Annotated in this window: 18 protein-coding genes; 7 read left to right on the top strand and 11 right to left on the bottom strand. The window is 50.4% G+C overall.

Annotated features, from left to right (window positions below; genetic code table 11):
* The first annotated feature begins 7 nt into the window (after positions 1 to 7).
* The 3 genes from JQN59_RS10230 to mntP all read left to right on the top strand — a co-directional run bounded on the left by JQN59_RS10230 (position 8) and on the right by mntP (position 2,379).
* A complete protein-coding gene (locus JQN59_RS10230; RefSeq protein ID WP_003833769.1) occupies positions 8 to 859 on the top strand; it encodes a PTS mannose transporter subunit IID in 852 nt (283 codons plus the stop codon).
* A gap of 60 nt (positions 860 to 919) precedes the next feature.
* On the top strand, positions 920 to 1,378 hold the full coding sequence (locus tag JQN59_RS10225; RefSeq protein WP_048216190.1) for a DUF986 family protein: 459 nt from the start codon (positions 920 to 922) through the stop codon (positions 1,376 to 1,378).
* 434 nt (positions 1,379 to 1,812) lie between these two features.
* Positions 1,813 to 2,379 carry a manganese efflux pump MntP gene (mntP, locus tag JQN59_RS10220; RefSeq protein ID WP_020996621.1) on the top strand — a complete coding sequence of 189 codons (567 nt, stop codon included), beginning with the start codon at positions 1,813 to 1,815 and terminating at the stop codon, positions 2,377 to 2,379.
* On the opposite strand, the gene rlmA is transcribed toward mntP, so the two are convergent.
* From rlmA to mgrB, 6 genes are all read right to left on the bottom strand, one after another.
* The gene (gene rlmA, locus JQN59_RS10215; RefSeq protein WP_149607420.1) at positions 2,376 to 3,185 is read right to left on the bottom strand and encodes a 23S rRNA (guanine(745)-N(1))-methyltransferase; all 810 of its coding nucleotides are present in this window, start codon (positions 3,183 to 3,185) and stop codon (positions 2,376 to 2,378) included. The genes mntP and rlmA overlap by 4 nt on opposite strands.
* A 63-nt stretch (positions 3,186 to 3,248) precedes the next feature.
* Positions 3,249 to 4,994, bottom strand: a complete 1,746-nt coding sequence (gene ftsI, locus JQN59_RS10210) for a peptidoglycan glycosyltransferase FtsI (RefSeq protein WP_003833773.1) — start codon at positions 4,992 to 4,994, stop codon at positions 3,249 to 3,251.
* A gap of 219 nt (positions 4,995 to 5,213) precedes the next feature.
* Positions 5,214 to 5,423, bottom strand: coding sequence for a transcription antiterminator/RNA stability regulator CspE (gene cspE / locus JQN59_RS10205; protein ID WP_001062678.1), 210 nt, complete (start codon positions 5,421 to 5,423; stop codon positions 5,214 to 5,216).
* A 12-nt stretch (positions 5,424 to 5,435) separates the two neighbouring features.
* A complete protein-coding gene (locus tag JQN59_RS10200) occupies positions 5,436 to 5,579 on the bottom strand; it encodes a DUF2627 domain-containing protein (protein ID WP_003034983.1) in 144 nt (47 codons plus the stop codon).
* 636 nt (positions 5,580 to 6,215) lie between these two features.
* Positions 6,216 to 6,500, bottom strand: coding sequence for a YebO family protein (locus JQN59_RS10195; protein ID WP_149607419.1), 285 nt, complete (start codon positions 6,498 to 6,500; stop codon positions 6,216 to 6,218).
* A gap of 74 nt (positions 6,501 to 6,574) precedes the next feature.
* On the bottom strand, positions 6,575 to 6,718 hold the full coding sequence (gene mgrB, locus JQN59_RS10190; protein ID WP_003034977.1) for a PhoP/PhoQ regulator MgrB: 144 nt from the start codon (positions 6,716 to 6,718) through the stop codon (positions 6,575 to 6,577).
* 164 nt (positions 6,719 to 6,882) lie between these two features.
* Here mgrB and JQN59_RS10185 point away from each other — a divergent pair, with 164 nt between their 5' ends.
* On the top strand, positions 6,883 to 7,122 hold the full coding sequence (locus JQN59_RS10185; protein WP_003034975.1) for a YobH family protein: 240 nt from the start codon (positions 6,883 to 6,885) through the stop codon (positions 7,120 to 7,122).
* A 114-nt stretch (positions 7,123 to 7,236) separates the two neighbouring features.
* Here the strand turns inward: JQN59_RS10185 and kdgR are convergent, their stop codons facing one another.
* Positions 7,237 to 8,028 (bottom strand): DNA-binding transcriptional regulator KdgR, encoded by a 792-nt coding sequence (gene kdgR, locus JQN59_RS10180; protein WP_003833778.1) that lies wholly within the window; start codon positions 8,026 to 8,028, stop codon positions 7,237 to 7,239.
* Between the two features lie 174 nt (positions 8,029 to 8,202).
* On the opposite strand from kdgR, the gene JQN59_RS10175 reads away from it, so the two are divergent.
* On the top strand, positions 8,203 to 9,576 hold the full coding sequence (locus tag JQN59_RS10175; RefSeq protein WP_048216186.1) for an MFS transporter: 1,374 nt from the start codon (positions 8,203 to 8,205) through the stop codon (positions 9,574 to 9,576).
* A gap of 46 nt (positions 9,577 to 9,622) precedes the next feature.
* On the opposite strand, the gene htpX is transcribed toward JQN59_RS10175, so the two are convergent.
* The 4 genes from htpX to JQN59_RS10155 form a co-directional block, all read right to left on the bottom strand.
* The gene (gene htpX / locus JQN59_RS10170) at positions 9,623 to 10,504 is read right to left on the bottom strand and encodes a protease HtpX (RefSeq protein WP_003034964.1); all 882 of its coding nucleotides are present in this window, start codon (positions 10,502 to 10,504) and stop codon (positions 9,623 to 9,625) included.
* 192 nt (positions 10,505 to 10,696) lie between these two features.
* Positions 10,697 to 12,745, bottom strand: coding sequence for a carboxy terminal-processing peptidase (gene prc, locus JQN59_RS10165; protein ID WP_149607417.1), 2,049 nt, complete (start codon positions 12,743 to 12,745; stop codon positions 10,697 to 10,699).
* Between the two features lie 19 nt (positions 12,746 to 12,764).
* Positions 12,765 to 13,451 carry an RNA chaperone ProQ gene (gene proQ, locus JQN59_RS10160; RefSeq protein WP_003833781.1) on the bottom strand — a complete coding sequence of 229 codons (687 nt, stop codon included), beginning with the start codon at positions 13,449 to 13,451 and terminating at the stop codon, positions 12,765 to 12,767.
* Between the two features lie 96 nt (positions 13,452 to 13,547).
* Positions 13,548 to 14,045: a GAF domain-containing protein gene (locus JQN59_RS10155; protein WP_003833782.1), complete on the bottom strand. Its 498-nt coding sequence runs from the start codon at positions 14,043 to 14,045 to the stop codon at positions 13,548 to 13,550.
* Positions 14,046 to 14,173: 128 nt separating this feature from the next.
* Between JQN59_RS10155 and yebS the strand changes: the two genes are divergently transcribed.
* Positions 14,174 to 15,457 carry a membrane integrity lipid transport subunit YebS gene (yebS, locus tag JQN59_RS10150; protein ID WP_048216185.1) on the top strand — a complete coding sequence of 428 codons (1,284 nt, stop codon included), beginning with the start codon at positions 14,174 to 14,176 and terminating at the stop codon, positions 15,455 to 15,457.
* A complete protein-coding gene (locus JQN59_RS10145) occupies positions 15,426 to 18,059 on the top strand; it encodes a PqiB family protein (protein ID WP_048216184.1) in 2,634 nt (877 codons plus the stop codon). Before yebS ends, JQN59_RS10145 begins: the two co-directional genes overlap by 32 nt.
* Positions 18,060 to 18,161: the final 102 nt, after the last annotated feature.

The raw sequence follows: 18,161 nt of genomic DNA, 5'->3' as shown, positions 1-18,161 counted from the left end.
GAGCGAAATGGTTGATATGACTAAAACTACCACCGAGAAAAAACTCACTCCGAGTGACATTCGTGGCGTGTTCATTCGTTCTAACCTGTTTCAGGGTTCATGGAACTTCGAACGTATGCAGGCGCTGGGTTTCTGTTTCTCCATGGTACCGGCTATCCGCCGCTTGTACCCGGAAAACAACGATGCACGTAAGCAAGCGATTAAGCGTCACCTGGAATTCTTTAACACCCATCCATACGTAGCGGCTCCAGTACTGGGCGTTACGCTGGCAATGGAAGAACAGCGTGCAAACGGCGCAGAGATTGACGATGGTGCCATCAACGGTATCAAAGTTGGTCTGATGGGTCCGCTCGCAGGCGTCGGTGACCCGATCTTCTGGGGTACCGTACGTCCGGTCTTCGCCGCACTCGGCGCAGGTATTGCGATGAGCGGCAGCCTGCTGGGGCCACTGCTGTTCTTCATCCTGTTTAACCTGGTTCGTCTGGCAACCCGTTATTACGGTGTGGCATATGGCTACCGTAAAGGTGTCGATATCGTTAAAGATATGGGCGGCGGCTTCCTGCAGAAACTGACCGAGGGGGCGTCAATCCTCGGCCTGTTTGTCATGGGAGCATTGGTTAACAAGTGGACGCACGTAAACATCCCGCTGGTGGTTTCCACTATCACCGGTCAGGATGGTCAGACTCGTGTTACCACCGTGCAGACTATCCTTGACCAGCTGATGCCGGGTCTGGTTCCTCTGCTGCTGACATTCGCCTGTATGTGGCTGCTGCGTAAAAAAGTGAACCCGCTGTGGATCATCGTTGGCTTCTTCGTCATCGGTATCGCGGGCTACGCTGTCGGACTGCTCGGCCTGTAAGACTGTTGTACATCACCGGGGGCTTGCCCCCGGTTTTTCTATTTAGAGGGTTGAGGATTCATGACTATCACGGACCTGGTGCTGGTTCTATTCATCTTTTCGCTGCTGGCGTATGCCATTTACGATCAGTTCATCATGCCCCGCCGTAATGGCCCTACTCTGCTTACTGTCGCCCTGCTTCCCCGCAGCAGAGTCGACAGCGTTATCTTCCTTGGCTTGGTAGCTATTCTTATCTACAACAACATCACCAGCCACGGCGCGCAATTTACCACATGGTTATTATGTGCACTGGTATTGATGGGGTTGTATCTGTTCTGGATCCGTACGCCAAAAATCATCTTCAAGCAGAAAGGTTTTTTCTTCGCCAACGTCTGGATTGAATATAACCGCATTAAAGAGATGAATTTATCTGAAGACGGTGTATTAGTGATGCAATTAGAACATCGAAGATTGTTGATCCGCGTACGAAATATAGACGATCTTGAGAAGATATATAAACTTTTAATTTCAAATCAATAGGTTACAAATATAGCCTGAACTATGTTTTTTATATATCAGTATAAAAACAAACATAGCCAAGGCTATATTTAACTGTCCACAATGTTATTTATTTTAACGTTTTATTTATAAAATAAATCTAAATGAAAATCGTTTTCAATTAGAAGTCAACTATTATTTCTGCGTTTCTTGTTTTATATTCTCAAAATATGTTAAGGTTGCGCCCGTCGTTGGGGAGTAGCCGATTTCCAGACTCCGGAAATGTACGTGTCAACATACTCGTTGAAAAACGTGGCGCGTACGGACTGAATTTACAGGTTCAGTCAGGCGAGACCATAGGCACATCAACTGCAATGCATATCTGAATGGCGCTGTATTTACAGTGATTCCGGCCTGTATGCATGGTTACTGGGGGCAGTGATGTGTTTTATGGATACCCCGGTCAGGACGCTGTTATGAATCTCACCGCTACCGTTCTTCTCGCTTTTGGCATGTCGATGGATGCTTTCGCTGCATCAATTGGCAAAGGCGCCACCCTGCATAAACCCAAATTTTCTGAAGCATTGCGCACAGGTCTGATATTCGGCGCAGTTGAAACGCTTACGCCGCTGATTGGCTGGGGCATGGGTATGTTGGCCAGCAAATTCGTGCTGGAGTGGAACCACTGGATCGCCTTCATTCTGCTGATCTTTTTAGGCGGGCGAATGATAATCGAAGGTTTTCGCGATAACGGTGATGAGGATGAAGAACCGCAGCGCCGTCATGGTTTCTGGCTGCTGGTTACCACCGCCATTGCCACCAGTCTCGACGCAATGGCCGTCGGGGTGGGTCTGGCTTTCCTGCAGGTCAATATTATTGCCACCGCGCTGGCCATCGGCTGCGCCACATTGATTATGTCCACGCTCGGCATGATGATTGGTCGTTTCATTGGCCCGATGCTGGGCAAACGAGCAGAAATTTTGGGTGGGGTGGTGCTGATTGGTATCGGTGCCCAGATCCTCTGGGCACACTTCCACGGTTAATTCAGACACTGCCAGACATGAATACTAAAATCGGTCTGGCAGTCAAACGTCGTTTTCTCCGCTAACGTTTTCCACACCTCCGGCTTTGCCCGCCAGGCGAACGGCGTCATTTGCAGTAACGCAACGGCCTCGCTGCCCTGAAGCTGCATCTGATACCCCAGCGCAATACTCTGTTGCAGAACAAAACCGTCCAGTTGCTCTGTGTGCGGCGCATGCAAACGCACCTCATCATAAATAAGCCCTTTCAGTTCCATTAAATGACGCGGTCCTGGCGTGGCGGTGATAACCCATCCCCCCGGTTTAACCACGCGTGCCAGCTCTTGCGCTTTACAGGGCGCGTAGATCCTGATGATGGCATCCATTGACTCATCTGCGAACGGCAGACGATGGCTGGAGGCAACGCAAAAGGTCACCTGCGGATAGCGTCTGGCTGCAGCTTTAATTGCCACTTTGGAGACGTCAAGACCAAAGGTTGTACAACCCGTCAGCGCGTCGGCAAACGCATGGGTGTAATACCCTTCCCCACAGCCAATATCCAGGATCGCTGCATCTTCTGAAGTCGACTTCTCTTTCAGCACATTCACAATCGCATCACGCAACGGTTGATAGTGCCCGGCATCAAGAAATGCCCGTCGCGCCTGCATCATCTCAGCGCTGTCACCCGGATCGCGCGATCGTTTATGCTGAACCGGCAGTAAGTTGACATACCCTTCTTTCGCCACGTCAAACTGGTGCCGCCCGGGGCAGACAAAACTGTTATTCGCTTGAGTAAGAGGCTGGTGGCAAAGAGGACAGGAAAACGACATGACAACTCCGGCAGGTGACTTAAGGGCGCAAGTGTAACGCGAATTGCGCCCTGGGAAAATAACTTACAGCGACGGCGAGGATACGTTGCTGCCGTGCATCACCAGCAGATGATCGGAGTCAGCAGGCATGCCATCCGGTTTAACGTTCTCCAGACGCAGGACATCACCCATTATCTGGCTGAAGACAGGCGCAGAGACAGCCCCACCATAATAAGCACCGTTTTGCGGATTATTGATGACGACCACCAGTGCAAATTTCGGGTCGCTCGCTGGCGCAACGCCTGCCGTGTAGGCCACGTATTTATCGACATACTTACCGTCATCACCAATTTTCTTTGCCGTTCCTGTTTTAACCGCCACGCGATAATCCCTGACCGCGGCTTTAGTTCCCCCACCACCGGGTAACGCAACGCTTTCCATCATATGTTCAACCTGGTGAACCAGCGCCTCCGGCATCACTCGGGTACCGATTACCGGCGGGTCAATACGGGTAATCGAAAGGGGCCGATAGATACCAAAACTACCAATGGTTGCATATACGTGTGCCAACTGCAGCGGCGTTACCATTAATCCATAACCAAATGCAAAGGTCGCGCGATCCAAATCGCTCCAGTAGCGGCGTTGAGGCATTAAACCGCTGCTTTCACCGGTTAATCCCAGTCCGGTTGGATCGCCAAAGCCAAAGCTCTTATAGGTATCCAGCAATTTTTGGACAGGCATAGCCAATGAAAGGTGCGACACGCCGGTATCGCTCGATTTCTGCAAAATTCCGGTCAGCGACAGTTCCGGGTAAAATCCGACGTCACGAATACGATGCCCATCAAGGTAAAAAGGATGGGTATCAATCACGCTGTCGGGTTGTACTATCCCCTGCTGGAGTGCAGTCATGATCACCAGCGGTTTAACGGTTGAACCGGGTTCAAACGTATCGCTAATTGCACGGTTACGAAAATCATCCAGTACCGCGCCATCACGATTATTGGGGTTGAAGTCAGGAAAGCTCGCCATGGACAGTATTTCACCGGTAGCAATGTTGACCAGCACTGCGGCTCCTGATTCTGCTTTATTCCACGTAACGGCATTGTCCAACGCATCTTCGGTGACCGTCTGCAGACGCTCATCGATGCTGAGCTGTAATTCGTGTGCAGGTACAGGCGTAACTTCGGTGATATTCTCAATGACATGGCCAAATTTGTCTTTACGTACCAGACGGGAGCCAGGTTTACCCATCAGCTGGTTATTAAAGCTCTTTTCCAGCCCTTCAATGCCTTGTCCATCAATGTTGGTAAAACCAATGAGATTCGCCGCTACGTGGCCTGCGGGATAGAACCGGCGGGATTCCTCGCGCAGGTTGATGCCCGGGAGATTAAGATCATCTACCCACTCAGCCTGCTGAGGGGAAATTTGTCGTGCCAGATAAATAAAACGTCCGCCAGGATTACTGTTAACGCGTTCCGCCAGCGTACTCAGTGACAAATGCAGAGTCCTTGCCAGAGCCTGCCAGCGTTCGTTGTAACCCACGCCTCCCTTGCTGATGATGGTCTTAGGATCGGCCCATACGGCGTTAACCGGAACACTTACCGCCAGCGGTCGCCCTTCTCTGTCGGTAATCATCCCGCGCGGCGAGGCAATAGTTACCTCACGTAACGAACGCATGTCTTCCTGTTTCACCAGACTCGTCGGCGTGACAATTTGCAGCCACGCAACCCGACCCAGCAGCAATCCCAGACTCAATAATATTGCCACACAAAGCAGGGCAAAACGTACGGGAGTAAAATTGCGCGCGTCGCCGTCGTTTTTCTTTTTCACCTGGTCTCCAGCAAGATAGTTTTTCAGGTGTCTGATTTAACGAGAAATGTCGTAAGAAAGCGGGGAAAACTATGCTACGAACATCACGCCTTTGCAACAAAGCGCTAATGGAAGGGCATTTAGAAATATTTAGACGTATTTTGAATTAAAAAGCCCCGCATAGGCGAGGCTTTATATCTGAGATGGTTGCGCATATGCGCTTCAAATCAGTGGTGTCGATCAGATAGCTGTTACGTTAACAGCAGCCGGACCTTTCTGGCCGTCCTGAATTTCGAACTCAACGTTCTGGCCTTCAGCCAGAGTTTTGAAGCCGTTACCCTGGATAGCGGAGAAGTGTACGAACACGTCTTTGCTGCCATCAGCCGGAGTAATGAAACCAAAACCTTTAGACTCGTTGAACCACTTAACTTGACCTTTAATCTTTGCCATTTGCAAAATTCCTTAGAGTATTTTCTTCGCCCGCAGGCATAACATAGATAAAACTGAGACATTACTGCTTGAGGCACTAATATAAGGTTCGGCAGAGAAGCGGTATTCAACGTCAACGTGTTTACTCAGGACTTCTTTACTGAAAATGCCACACATAAACAGAACTGTACCTCGTTTAACCCAAAACGTGTTATCACATACAACGTTAATAATGGCAAGCCATTTTTAAACGTGTCTCGATCGGTCGCACAAATCCCGTCGTTCATCAAACAGCAACTGCACAGTTATGCGCCACACCGAGTAGTGTTATATTCCCGCCGCTCGCCCCATCCCCCGCCTGGCTTGCACCATAGCCGGGACATTTCTACCATAGCTCAATAGCTTCGGTTGTTCCAGATTAGCTGTTACAGGGTGTGCCGGATATCATTTTTTATGCTTAGTAATGCATAAAATGTCACAAGCGTAAAAATGAGATCCGCCTTCTGCTTTTGCACCAAAATAATGAAAGAATGATGACAATGCACAAAAAAAGTAAGAGAAACGTTTCGCTGTTAATAAAACGATCGCTATCACAAAAATGACATAATCATATTTTTATCGTATGGGAAATTATATTTATATCAGACCGGGGATAAGATATTAATTGGTTGAAGCATCTGAAAATACTGAGTTTACACGCGTATCAGAGTGCTAATTACACGACATATACAGAAGAAAATAATCTGGCACGTTGGTGACAGGATGAAACATCTGAGAACAAAAGCAACAGATCCTCACCCTGTCATACCGTTTTTACCGCTCAGCTACCAGGCGGATGATGTCATCATCGTCATCCTTCGCTGTGACCGCAGCAGGCTCTGCTGCTTTTTCAGGTTCGTTAGCTTCGCAAAGGCGACGGAGCAATGCGTTCTGTCTTTTTTGCTGATCTAACAATGCTTCAAGCAGCTCAATCTGCTCATTAGTACGCGAACTTGCCCGATTGACGAAAAACCACAGTACAAGCCCGACAACCAGAATCACCACCGATACAGCCAAAGACGCCAAACTCAACGCGCCAGAATTCAAAACTTCGTTCATTTCACCACCTCAATGTAGACAGCGTAGTTTACCACTGCCGCACAAGAAGGTAATCAACTGTGGCAAAAATGCGCTTACCAGGGAATAAATTTATTGATGGCACAAATACCGCTGAAAAATTGTACATCCTGATCGCACATGATGTTGAACACTTGCGCCCACATCAGTATGCATACCAGCACGACAACTATCAGCACTACCCAGCGAATTTTTTTCACTCCAGCTCCACTCTTCGAATCTACATCTTATGTCTATAAATTATCATGCGTTACCTAAACCCAGCGTTAACTGTATCGGCATTCAATCTTTTTAGGAATGATTCACTTGTTTCATCCCATGTACAGGCTAATCTAATAATAACGAGAAAAGATAAGAGGTTGTAATGCGTCTGATAATCCGCGCTATTGTGTTGTTAGCTCTGGTTTGGATCGGTTTATTACTGAGCGGCTACGGAATTTTGATTGGAAGTAAGGAGAATGCAGCGGGTCTGGGCTTGCAATGCCAATATCTGACCGCCCGCGGAACCAGCACCGCACAATACGTCCACACAAACAGCGGTATCATTGGCCTGTCGGATTGTCCCTTGTTAAGAAAAAGTACGGTCATTATTGATAACGGTTAATATAGCAACAATACATACGCTACGTTATTTGCACCAACTAACGTTATGACTGTTCATAAAAAACCCCAGATACAAAAATACCCGGGGTTTTTAAGTTGACGCTATTACGCCAGATTAGAACGGATAGTCGTTATAACCCATTTGTTCTGAAATTTTCCGCGCAGCCGTATGCAGCATCGCCACATACTCGTGCAAACGTTCCTCTGAGAAACGCAGCGTCGGGAATGAAATACTCAAGCCTGCAATCACCACACCGAAACGGTCAAACACCGGCACACCGATGCAGCGCAGACCTTCTTCCTGTTCTTCGTTGTCTTCACCGTAGCCCTGCTCACGGACTTTATCCAGCAGTACCAGCAATTCATCAGTATTGGTAATAGTACGGTCGGTACTGCGTTTGTACTCAATACCATCCAGAATTTGCTTCACTTCATCGCGGTCACGCCATGCCAGTAGAACTTTACCGATAGCCGTGCTGTACAGTGGATTACGGCGACCTACGCGAGAATACATGCGCAGATTGTACATGGAATCGATTTTATGAATGTAGACGATGCTGTCTTCATCCAGTGCGCCAAGGTGTACTGTTTCTTTGGTCAGGCGCGAAAGTTCGCGCATCTGAATATCAGCGCTACGGATAAGATCGACGTTTTGTAACGCGCGAGCACCCAGCTCGAATAGTTTCAGGGTCAGTGAGTATTTCTCAGACTCCCCTTCTTGTGCCACATAGCCCAGCGTTTTCATGGTCTGCAAAAAGCGATAAACGGTGCTTTTCGACATCATGACGCGTTGCGACAACTCGGTAATACCAATTTCGCGCTCTTCACCCAGCGCCTGCAGGATGCCAAAAACCTTCAGCACGGAAGATACAGAATCGGGTTGTTTATCCAGATCTGCGATTGCCATTTATCACCCCTTTCGAGTGTTTTATAAAAATCAGAACCGGTTTTTATTATAATTTCACGTATCAGCCCTCGCAATCGCTCTTTGCTTACTTAGTTACAAATCTGCGACCTAACGCCTGAATATCAATGCTAAAATTATTATTCTCATCATAAATTCCGACAATATTGACTTCCTATGGAAAAAACTCAGACCGATGGTCTGCCATTGCCCCAGCGATATGGCGCAATTTTAACCATTGTTATTGGCATCTCTATGGCAGTACTCGACGGCGCAATAGCGAATGTTGCCCTCCCCACTATCGCCACCGATCTTCAGGCCTCACCCGCCAGCTCAATCTGGATTGTGAACGCCTACCAAATTGCGATCGTTGTTTCGCTGTTATCGCTCTCTTTTTTAGGTGATATGTTTGGCTACCGACGCATTTATAAGTGTGGTCTGGTCGTGTTTCTGTTGGCGTCGCTGTTTTGTGCCTTGTCAGACTCGCTGCATATGCTGACGTTAGCGCGCGTGGCTCAGGGGTTTGGCGGCGCGGCGCTGATGAGCGTTAATACGGCATTGATCCGACTCATTTATCCTCAGCGCCAGCTTGGCCGCGGAATGGGTATTAACTCCTTTATCGTGGCTGTATCCTCGGCAGCGGGTCCGACTATTGCGGCGGCTATTCTTTCTATTGCCTCGTGGAAATGGCTATTCCTGATTAACGTTCCACTGGGGATCATCGCCCTGCTACTGGCTATGCGTTTTTTGCCACCCAATTCATCACGTAGCAATAAACCGCGCTTCGATCTGCCCAGCGCAGTGATGAACGCCTTAACATTCGGTTTGTTAATCACGGCACTCAGCGGATTTGCGCAGGGACAGTCGCTAAAACTGATTGGTGCTGAACTTGTGGGGCTTCTCGTGGTAGGGTTTTTCTTTATCCGCCGCCAACTCGCATTGCCAGTACCGTTACTACCGGTTGATCTGCTGCGCATTCCGCTGTTTTCACTCTCTATTTGTACTTCAATCTGTTCATTCAGCGCACAGATGCTGGCGATGGTTTCTCTCCCATTTTTCATGCAAACGGTTCTCGGGCGCAGCGAGGTTGAAACGGGCCTGCTGCTGACGCCGTGGCCACTGGCAACCATGGTGATGGCCCCACTGGCAGGATATTTGATTGAACGTGTTCATGCGGGTCTGCTGGGCGCGCTGGGCATGGCAGTAATGGCGTGTGGGCTGTTTTCGCTGGTGTTGCTGCCCGCATCACCTTCTGATTTTAATATCATCTGGCCAATGATTTTGTGCGGTGCGGGTTTTGGCTTGTTCCAGTCACCGAATAATCACACCATCATCACCTCCGCGCCGCGTGATCGTAGCGGAGGCGCGAGCGGTATGCTTGGAACGGCGCGTTTACTGGGCCAGAGTACCGGGGCCGCACTGGTTGCGCTGATGCTAAATCAGTTTGGCGACAGCGGAACACACGTTTCGCTGATAACAGCGGGTATTCTGGCTTCGCTAGCCGCAATCGTGAGTGGCTTACGAATCACACAACCGCGAGTTCAGGCATAAAAAAGCGCGTCTGTCGACGCGCTTTTTATTTTAAGTCTGCTGCCAATTATTTCAGGTATTCACCGCTGCGCAGCGCTTCAATACGTTTGTCCAACGGCGGGTGAGTCATAAACAGCTCACTCAACGATTTGGATTTACCGTTGATGCAGAACGCCATCATGCTGGTCGCTTCCTGCGGCTCATAGCTGGTTTTCAGGCGCTGTAGCGCGGCGATCATTTTTTCACGACCCACCAGTTTCGCTGAGCCTGCATCCGCATGGAATTCACGATGACGTGAGAACCACATCGTAATAATGCTCGCCAGAATACCAAATACCAGCTCCAGTACCGTCGCTACCGCAAAGTAGATTAACGGGTTACCGTTGCTACCTTCTCCCTCATCGCGGTTGCCGCCCATAAACCCAGCGGCAATCTGCGCCAGAATACGTGAGATAAAGATAACGAAAGTGTTCACCACACCCTGAATTAACGTCATGGTAACCATATCGCCATTAGCAATGTGGCTGATCTCATGCGCGATAACCGCTTCGGCTTCATCCGGACTCATGTTTTGCAACAGGCCAGTACTTACAGCCACCAGCGAGGCATCCCGGCGCGCACCGGTAGCAAACGCGTTAATATCTGGCGCATGGTAGATTGCAACCTGCGGCATAGCGATCCCGGCCTGGCGGGCCTGGTTCGCGACTGTATTCATCAGCCAGCGTTCTCTTTCATTGCGAGGCTGTTCGATCACTTCCCCGCCAACGGACTTTAACGCCATCCATTTGGACATCAGCAGCGAAATGAAGGAACCACCAAAACCAAACAGCAGTGCCATGATCAACAAGCCTTGAACGCTGCTTGACTGAATCCCTGTCAGGCTCAATACCAGCCCGAAAACGACCATCACAGCCAGGTTCGTCAGCAGGAAGAGCGCGATTCGCATCATAATTTTCTTTTAACCTCAATTTAACAAAACGCACTATGCGATTACCCATATCGTATGGGTCTTATGACTATTTTCAAGCATCCATAGGTGCTAAGTCACCAGAAAGACACAACTTTACATTTTATCGTATCAGACTGACGTCTTCATGCGCTTGTTAAAAAAACAGGCACAATTTCTTGTGCCTGTTCGAGGTTATTGACTGGTTGCGGGCTGTTCCGCTGGCTTTTCTTTTTCAAGATGCGCCAGGTCGAGCGCGATTTTTACCGTTTCATCCAGGTACGGATCCGGTTCCTGGTAATCCTTCGGTAGATCGTCCAGTTTCTTCAGCAGCGGTTTGCCTTCACGCTTGAACCGATCGTTAATACGCGCCAGACGCATTGCGTCATCTTCGTTATTCTCTTTTTCACGCTGAGCGTAATTCAGAGAAGCGATGTTGCGCTTATCCTTCATCGCATTGAAACGCGCAATGTCCTTCATGATGTACTGGAACTCAGGATCGTTCGCAATACGTGCATTGTGCTCTTTCAGCAATTCAGGTCCGAACGGCGTCAGATTATCTGACTTGGTGTAGGTCGCAGCATCAATGCTGTCCCACGGCAGCGCGTTATCTTCAAACTTCTCGCCGGTTTCAGTTTCTTCATTACCTGTCGGCATGATGATATCTGGCGTAACACCCTTACGCTGCGTGCTGCCACCGTTTACGCGGTAGAATTTCTGGATCGTGTACTGAACAGAACCCAACGCTGGCCATTCCGGACGCAGCATCTGATCGTAAATACGGTTCAGGGAGCGATACTGCTGAACGGTGCCTTTACCGAAGGTTGGTTCACCAACGATCAGCGCTCGGCCATAATCCTGCATTGCCGCAGCGAAAATCTCTGATGCTGAGGCGCTGAAGCGATCGACCAATACCACCAGCGGGCCTTTGTAGTACACAACGCCGTCGGTATCGCTGTCTTCACGCACTTTACCGTTATTGTCACGAACCTGAACCACCGGGCCGGAAGGAATGAACAGACCGGAAAGCGAGACCGCTTCGGTCAGTGCGCCACCACCGTTGGTACGCAGATCGATAATCACGCTGCTGACATTTTGTTTTTCCAGTTTCTGCAACTGGACTTTGACATCATCAGTCAGGCCTACATAGAAGCCAGGAATATCCAGTACGCCGACTTTTTCTTTGCCAACGGTTTTCACGGACATTTTAACGGCACGGTCTTCGAGACGGATACGTTCACGCGTTAGCGTCACGGTGCGCGTCTTGGTACCTTTACCGGCAGGCAGGATTTCGAGGCGAACTTTGCTGCCTTTAGGTCCTTTGATCAGCGCTACAACGTCATCCAGACGCCAGCCAATCACATCGACCATGCCCTTGCCCGTCTGCCCGACGCCGACAATACGATCGCCAACGCTGATCGCTTTGCTCTTGGCTGCCGGACCACCTGCCACCATGGAGTTAATGACGGTGTAGTCATCATCCATCTGCAGAACCGCGCCAATACCTTCCAAAGACAAGCTCATTTCAGTATTGAACTGCTCGGTATTGCGCGGAGAGAGATAGTTAGTATGCGGGTCGATTTCACGGGCGAACGCTGTCATCGCCAGTGAGAACACATCTTCGCTGTTGGTCTGCGCCAGACGGCGAATCGCAAATTTGTAGCGGCGCGTCAGCGTTTCGCGGATTTCCGCATCGGTTTTACCGGTCAGCTTCAGGCTGAGTTCGTCAAATTTAACCTTGCCGTCCCACAGCGCATTAAGCTCTGCTTCGCTCTTCGGCCACGGCGCTTTGCTTCGGTCGAGGTTAAAGGTGTCGTTACCGGTGAAATCCATTGGACGTGCCAGTACGCTTAATGCGTACTGATAACGTTCAAATCGGCGTTTTTGCGCCAGATTATAGAGATCGTAAAAGACATCCAGCTTGCCGGTGCGCAGTTCATCGCCGAGGACCGTTTTCTTTTTTGCATACTGTTCGATATCGCTCGCCAGCAGCACGTTGTGGCTGTAGTCGAGCAAATTCAAATAGCGGTCAAATATTTTTGCCGAAAACGCCTGATCCAGATCGAACTGGCGATAGTGTGATCGCGTAAAACGCGACGTCACACGTTCGCTTACCGTCGCATGCTGGGTTTCTTCCTTTAACACGGGGATTTGATCGGCACGCGTGATGTCTTCCACAGCAAGTGCCTGGCCTGCTAATGCAAGCAGACCAGCTAACGCAGTAAGCCTAAAAAAAGTGTTCATGCCAGGCCTGGCCTCCGTTTCAGAACACCAGGTGTTCTGCGCGTACAATCAAAGACATACCCGAATTCAGCTGTACACGGACGCCATCTTTGGTGATTTCTAATACGGTGGCATCCATCGCATTATTTCCTGCTTTCACCTTCAGAGACTGCCCTACCGTCAGTACTGAAATATCAGATACCGGGGTATGCTGTTCTTCGCGAGGAGCACGCGGTGCTTTTGCTGCTGGTTTTTCAGCACGAGGTTTACGCTCAGCACCTTCTTTACGACGCGGTGCAGGACGCGGCTTACGCTCGCGACGCGGGGCGTCTTCTTTTTCACCGGCGGCAGCAGCCGCTTCGCGTTTTTTCGCCTGTTGCTCTGCGCGTTGCGCCTGAACACGGGCTTTAGCTTCTTCCAGCTGTTTGCGAGCATGTTCAACATGTTGTTCATCCAGCTCACCACAAGGGTTGCCGTCGAGATCAACACGCGTTGCGCCCAATTTAACGCCATACAGATAGCGCCAGCTTGAAGTATAGAGACGTAAGGCAGAACGGAGCTGAGTCTTGCTGAGGTTCATTTCACCCTCAACACGCTCTACCAGATCCTGAAAAATGCCAATTTTCAGTGGGCGCGCTTCGCCTTCCGCACTAAAACACTGCGGGAAGCGTTCGGCCAGAAACGCGATGACTTCTTTACTGCTATTCAACTTAGGTTGATTTTCCATGAAATTTCCTGATTACAACGGACGTAGCCAACAAGCGCAGGCATGAACAGGCGACATTATAATGACGTCATCAGTAATTGCTACGTTATCCGTTGATTATCCTGCGACGCGCGCAAAGAATTTTTTGTAATCCGTCGTTGCAAGCACGGTTTCAAGCTGTGCCACAAGCGTACGCAGACCTTGTTCATCTTCTTCAGTAAAGCGGCCAAATGCCGTGCTATCAATATCCAGCACGCCGATTATCTGATTATCGACAGCGATCGGCAGGACGATTTCAGCGTTGCTGGCGGCATCACAGGCGATGTGCCCATCAAAAGCATGTACGTCCTCAATACGCTGAACCTGGTTCTGCGCCACTGCGGTACCGCACACACCGCGCCCTACCGGGATCCGCACGCAGGCAATTTTGCCCTGGAAGGGACCAAGCACCAGCGTATCGTCCTCAAGCAGGTAAAAACCGGCCCAATTCACTTCTGCAAGACGCTCGTACAACAATGCGCTGGTATTCGCCAGCGTTGCCAGAAAACTGGTTTCACCTGCCATCAATGCCTGAAAATCACGGTTCAGATCCGTGTATAGCTCTATTTTGTTCATTATATAATCACTTAGTTGTCTTACTTAAAACTGCAGCCTACTAAAATAAACATTAAATGCGTTAATGCTCAAGATCATTCCCGTCATGAGTTAAGATAACATTACTTCAACAATTTGATTCGCGATACATGGCCTTAACGACACCACGCATCACGCCAACTAAAAAAATAGCCATCAGGTCCATCGGTGAGGCACTACCTCGTGCACATTATCATCGCTGCCCTGAATGTGACCTGATATTTAGCTTGCCTAAAATGCGTTCGCACCAAAGTGCCTTTTGCCCACGCTGCCAGGCAAAAATTCGTGACGGACGCGACTGGTCGTTAACACGACTGGCGGCAATGGCTTTCACCATGTTGCTGCTGATGCCCTTTGCCTGGGGAGAGCCGCTCCTGCACATCTATTTATTAGGCGTGCGCATTGATGCCAATGTGATGCAAGGCATCTGGCAAATGACCCGACAAGGTGATCCCCTCACCGCCTCCTTCGTGCTTTTTTGCGTCGCTGGTGCGCCACTAATTCTCGTGACCTCAATCGCTTATCTGTGGTTTGGTAATATTCTTGGGATGAACCTGCGCCCGGTGCTGCTGATGCTGGAAAGGCTCAAAGAGTGGGTGATGCTCGATATTTACCTGGTGGGTATCGGCGTCGCATCAATCAAGGTTCAGGACTATGCTTTTTTGCAGCCTGGCGTGGGGCTGTTTGCTTTTATTGCGCTGGTGATCCTCAGTATTTTGACGCTGTCGCATCTTAACGTTGAGCAGCTTTGGGACCGTTTCTACCCGCAAAGACCGGCTCGTCGGCCCGATGAAAAGCTCCGCGTCTGCCTCGGCTGCCATTTTACAGGTTATCCGGATGCCCGCGGTCGCTGCCCTCGCTGCCATATCCCGTTGCGCTGGCGCAGAAATCAAAGTATCCAAAAGTGTTGGGCGGCACTGCTGGCCTCGATTGTCCTGCTTTTGCCCGCTAACCTGCTGCCCATCTCGATAATTTATGTCAACGGCGGCCGGCAGGAAGACACAATCCTGTCAGGCATAATGTCTTTGGCAAACAGTAATGTCGGCGTAGCGGCGATCGTGTTTATCGCCAGTATATTAGTGCCATTCACCAAAGTGATTGTGATGTTTACGTTGCTATTCAGCATCCACTTTAATTGTGAACAAGGGTTGCGCACCCGTATAAAACTACTGCGTATGGTGACCTGGATTGGCCGCTGGTCGATGCTCGATCTCTTTGTTATCGCGTTAACCATGTCGCTGATAAATCGCGATCAGATACTTGCTTTTACTATGGGACCGGCTGCGTTTTATTTCGGCGCAGCGGTAATATTGACTATTCTTGCTGTGGAATGGCTGGACAGCCGCTTACTTTGGGATGCACATGAGTCAGGAAACGCCCGCTTCGCAGACTGAAGCGCAGATTAAAACAAAACGCCGTATCTCCCCGTTCTGGCTGCTGCCGTTCATCGCGCTGATGATCGCAGGATGGCTTATCTGGGGAAGTTATGAAGATCGCGGCAATACCGTGACCATCGACTTTATGTCTGCTGACGGCATTGTGCCAGGCCGTACTCCCGTTCGTTATCAGGGCGTTGAAGTGGGCACGGTGCAGGATATCAACCTCAGCAAAGATCTGCGCAAAATTGAAGTCCGCGTCAGCATCAAATCGAGCATGAAAGATGCTCTGCGCAAAGATACCCAGTTCTGGCTGGTCACGCCGAAGGCGTCGCTGGCTGGGGTTTCTGGTCTGGATGCGCTGGTTGGTGGCAACTATATCGGCATGATGCCCGGTACTGGCGAGGCCGAGGATCATTTCGTCGCCCTCGACACCCAGCCTAAGTATCGTCTGGATAATGGCGATTTAATGCTGCATCTGCGCGCCCCTGATCTCGGATCGCTTAATAGCGGTTCGCTGGTTTATTTCCGTAAGATTCCGGTGGGCAGGGTCTATGACTACACCATCAACCCGAACCATCAGGGCGTAACCATCGATGTATTGATTGAACGTCGCTTCACCAATCTGGTGAAAAAAGGCAGCCGCTTCTGGAACGTCTCCGGTGTAAATGCGGATGTCAGCCTTAGCGGTGCGAAGGTAAAACTGGAGAGTCTGGCGGCGCTGGTCAACGGTGCCATTGCTTTTGATTCACCCGAAGACTCAAAACCTGCTGCGGCAGACGACACGTTTGGTCTATATCAGGATCTCGCGCACAGCCAGCGCGGAGTAATCGTCAAGCTTGATTTACCCAACGGAGATGGACTCAAAGCAGGCTCAACATCGCTGATGTATCAAGGATTAGAAGTCGGTCAGCTCACAAAACTGGATTTAAACCCAGGCGGTAAAGTCACCGGCGAAATGACGGTCGATCCCAGCGTCGTAACGCTGCTGCGTGACAACACACGCATTGAGTTACACAGCCCTAAATTATCGTTAAGCGATGTGAATCTCAGTTCGCTGCTAACAGGTAAAACTTTCGAGCTGGTACCTGGCGAAGGCGAGCCGCGTAACCAGTTTGTCGTTATTCCCGCTGAGAAGTCGTTGTTACACGACCCAGGCGTCATGACGTTTACGCTGACCGCGCCGGAGAGTTACGGTATTGATGCTGGCCAGCCGCTAATTCTTCACGGCGTACAGGTCGGTCAGGTGATTGAGCGTACGCTTTCCAGCAAAGGCGTCTCATTTACCGTTGCTGTTGAACCACAGCATCGTGACCTGGTGCAAGGTGACAGTAAGTTCGTGGTGAACAGCCGCGTGGATGTCAAAGTTGGACTTGATGGCGTGGAGTTCCTTGGCGCCAGCGCCAGTGAGTGGCTCAGCGGCGGCATTCGTATTTTGCCCGGAACCAAGGGCGAAATGAAAAAAAGCTACCCGCTTTACGCTAACCTGGAGAAAGCGATTGAAAACAGCCTGAGCGATCTGCCAACCACTACGGTCAGCCTGAGCGCCGAAACGCTACCTGATGTGCAGGCCGGCTCGGTGGTGCTTTACCGCAAATTCGAGGTCGGTGAAGTGATTAGCGTTCGTCCTCGCGCTGATGCGTTTGATATCGATCTGCATATCAAACCGGAATATCGCAACCTGTTGACCAGCAACAGCGTGTTCTGGGCCGAAGGCGGAGCAAAAGTTCAGCTTAACGGCAGCGGATTAACCGTACAGGCATCTCCCCTTTCACGCGCGCTTAAAGGGGCGATTAGCTTCGATAATTTAAGCGGTGCCAGCGCCAGCCAACGTAAAGGCGACAAGCGTATTCTGTATGCTTCGGAAACCGCCGCGCGTGCGGTCGGCGGCCAGATAACGCTGCATGCGTTCGATGCCGGTAAACTCGCTGCAGGCATGCCGATTCGCTACCTGGGAATCGATATCGGACAGATCCAGACGCTTGAGCTGATCACCGCCCGTAACGAAGTTCAGGCAAAAGCGGTTCTGTACCCGGAATACGTACAAACCTTCGCGCGAAGCGGTACCCGTTTCTCCGTGATCACCCCGCAAATTTCGGCAGCGGGCGTGGAGCATCTGGATACAATCCTGCAGCCGTATATCAACGTTGAACCAGGACGCGGTAATCCGCGCCGTGATTTTGAGCTGCAGGAAGCCACCATTACCGACTCTCGTTACCTCGATGGTCTGAGTATTGTGGTTGAAGCACCAGAAGCAGGTTCGCTGAATATCGGAACCCCGGTTTTGTTCAGAGGTATTGAAGTGGGGACCGTCACCGGGCTGACGCTGGGCTCGCTTTCCGATCGTGTGATGGTTGCCATGCGCATTAGCCAACGCTATCAGCATCTGGTACGCAACAACTCCGTGTTCTGGCTGGCATCCGGCTACAATCTCGACTTCGGCCTGACCGGCGGTGTCGTGAAGACCGGTACCTTCAATCAGTTCATCCGCGGCGGCATCGCCTTCGCGACTCCACCGGGTACACCGTTGGCTCCGAAAGCGCAGGCAGGTAAACACTTCCTGTTGCTGGAAAGTGAACCTAAAGAGTGGCGTGAATGGGGAACCGCCCTGCCACGTTAACCTCTCCACTTGCTCCGGCGTACTCGCGCCGGAGCACTTATGCTACACTGCGCACCTGTTTTTTTGCCGGTGGTACCAAGTGGCTTATTTTCCCGACGCCTT

The sequence above is a fragment of the Citrobacter sp. B72 genome (assembly GCF_016894305.1).
In the GTDB taxonomy this organism is placed as follows: Bacteria; Pseudomonadota; Gammaproteobacteria; order Enterobacterales; family Enterobacteriaceae; genus Citrobacter; species Citrobacter portucalensis.
The sequence above is the reverse complement of the archived record's forward strand: the minus strand, read 5'-3'. Positions and strand labels throughout refer to the sequence as shown.

Excerpts from the sequence above, each read along its gene's own strand:
- rlmA (WP_149607420.1), bottom strand. The coding sequence starts at position 3,185 with ATGTCGTTTTCCTGTCCTCTTTGCCACCAGCCTCTTACTCAAGCGAAT.
- JQN59_RS10230 (WP_003833769.1), top strand. The coding sequence starts at position 8 with ATGGTTGATATGACTAAAACTACCACCGAGAAAAAACTCACTCCGAGT.
- JQN59_RS10200 (WP_003034983.1), bottom strand. The coding sequence starts at position 5,579 with ATGTGTGGCATTTTCAGTAAAGAAGTCCTGAGTAAACACGTTGACGTT.
- JQN59_RS10175 (WP_048216186.1), top strand. The coding sequence starts at position 8,203 with ATGGAAAAAACTCAGACCGATGGTCTGCCATTGCCCCAGCGATATGGC.
- JQN59_RS10145 (WP_048216184.1), top strand. The coding sequence starts at position 15,426 with ATGAGTCAGGAAACGCCCGCTTCGCAGACTGAAGCGCAGATTAAAACA.
- yebS (WP_048216185.1), top strand. The coding sequence starts at position 14,174 with ATGGCCTTAACGACACCACGCATCACGCCAACTAAAAAAATAGCCATC.
- proQ (WP_003833781.1), bottom strand. The coding sequence starts at position 13,451 with ATGGAAAATCAACCTAAGTTGAATAGCAGTAAAGAAGTCATCGCGTTT.
- prc (WP_149607417.1), bottom strand. The coding sequence starts at position 12,745 with ATGAACACTTTTTTTAGGCTTACTGCGTTAGCTGGTCTGCTTGCATTA.
- htpX (WP_003034964.1), bottom strand. The coding sequence starts at position 10,504 with ATGATGCGAATCGCGCTCTTCCTGCTGACGAACCTGGCTGTGATGGTC.
- JQN59_RS10195 (WP_149607419.1), bottom strand. The coding sequence starts at position 6,500 with ATGAACGAAGTTTTGAATTCTGGCGCGTTGAGTTTGGCGTCTTTGGCT.
- kdgR (WP_003833778.1), bottom strand. The coding sequence starts at position 8,028 with ATGGCAATCGCAGATCTGGATAAACAACCCGATTCTGTATCTTCCGTG.
- mntP (WP_020996621.1), top strand. The coding sequence starts at position 1,813 with ATGAATCTCACCGCTACCGTTCTTCTCGCTTTTGGCATGTCGATGGAT.
- JQN59_RS10185 (WP_003034975.1), top strand. The coding sequence starts at position 6,883 with ATGCGTCTGATAATCCGCGCTATTGTGTTGTTAGCTCTGGTTTGGATC.
- JQN59_RS10225 (WP_048216190.1), top strand. The coding sequence starts at position 920 with ATGACTATCACGGACCTGGTGCTGGTTCTATTCATCTTTTCGCTGCTG.
- JQN59_RS10155 (WP_003833782.1), bottom strand. The coding sequence starts at position 14,045 with ATGAACAAAATAGAGCTATACACGGATCTGAACCGTGATTTTCAGGCA.
- cspE (WP_001062678.1), bottom strand. The coding sequence starts at position 5,423 with ATGGCAAAGATTAAAGGTCAAGTTAAGTGGTTCAACGAGTCTAAAGGT.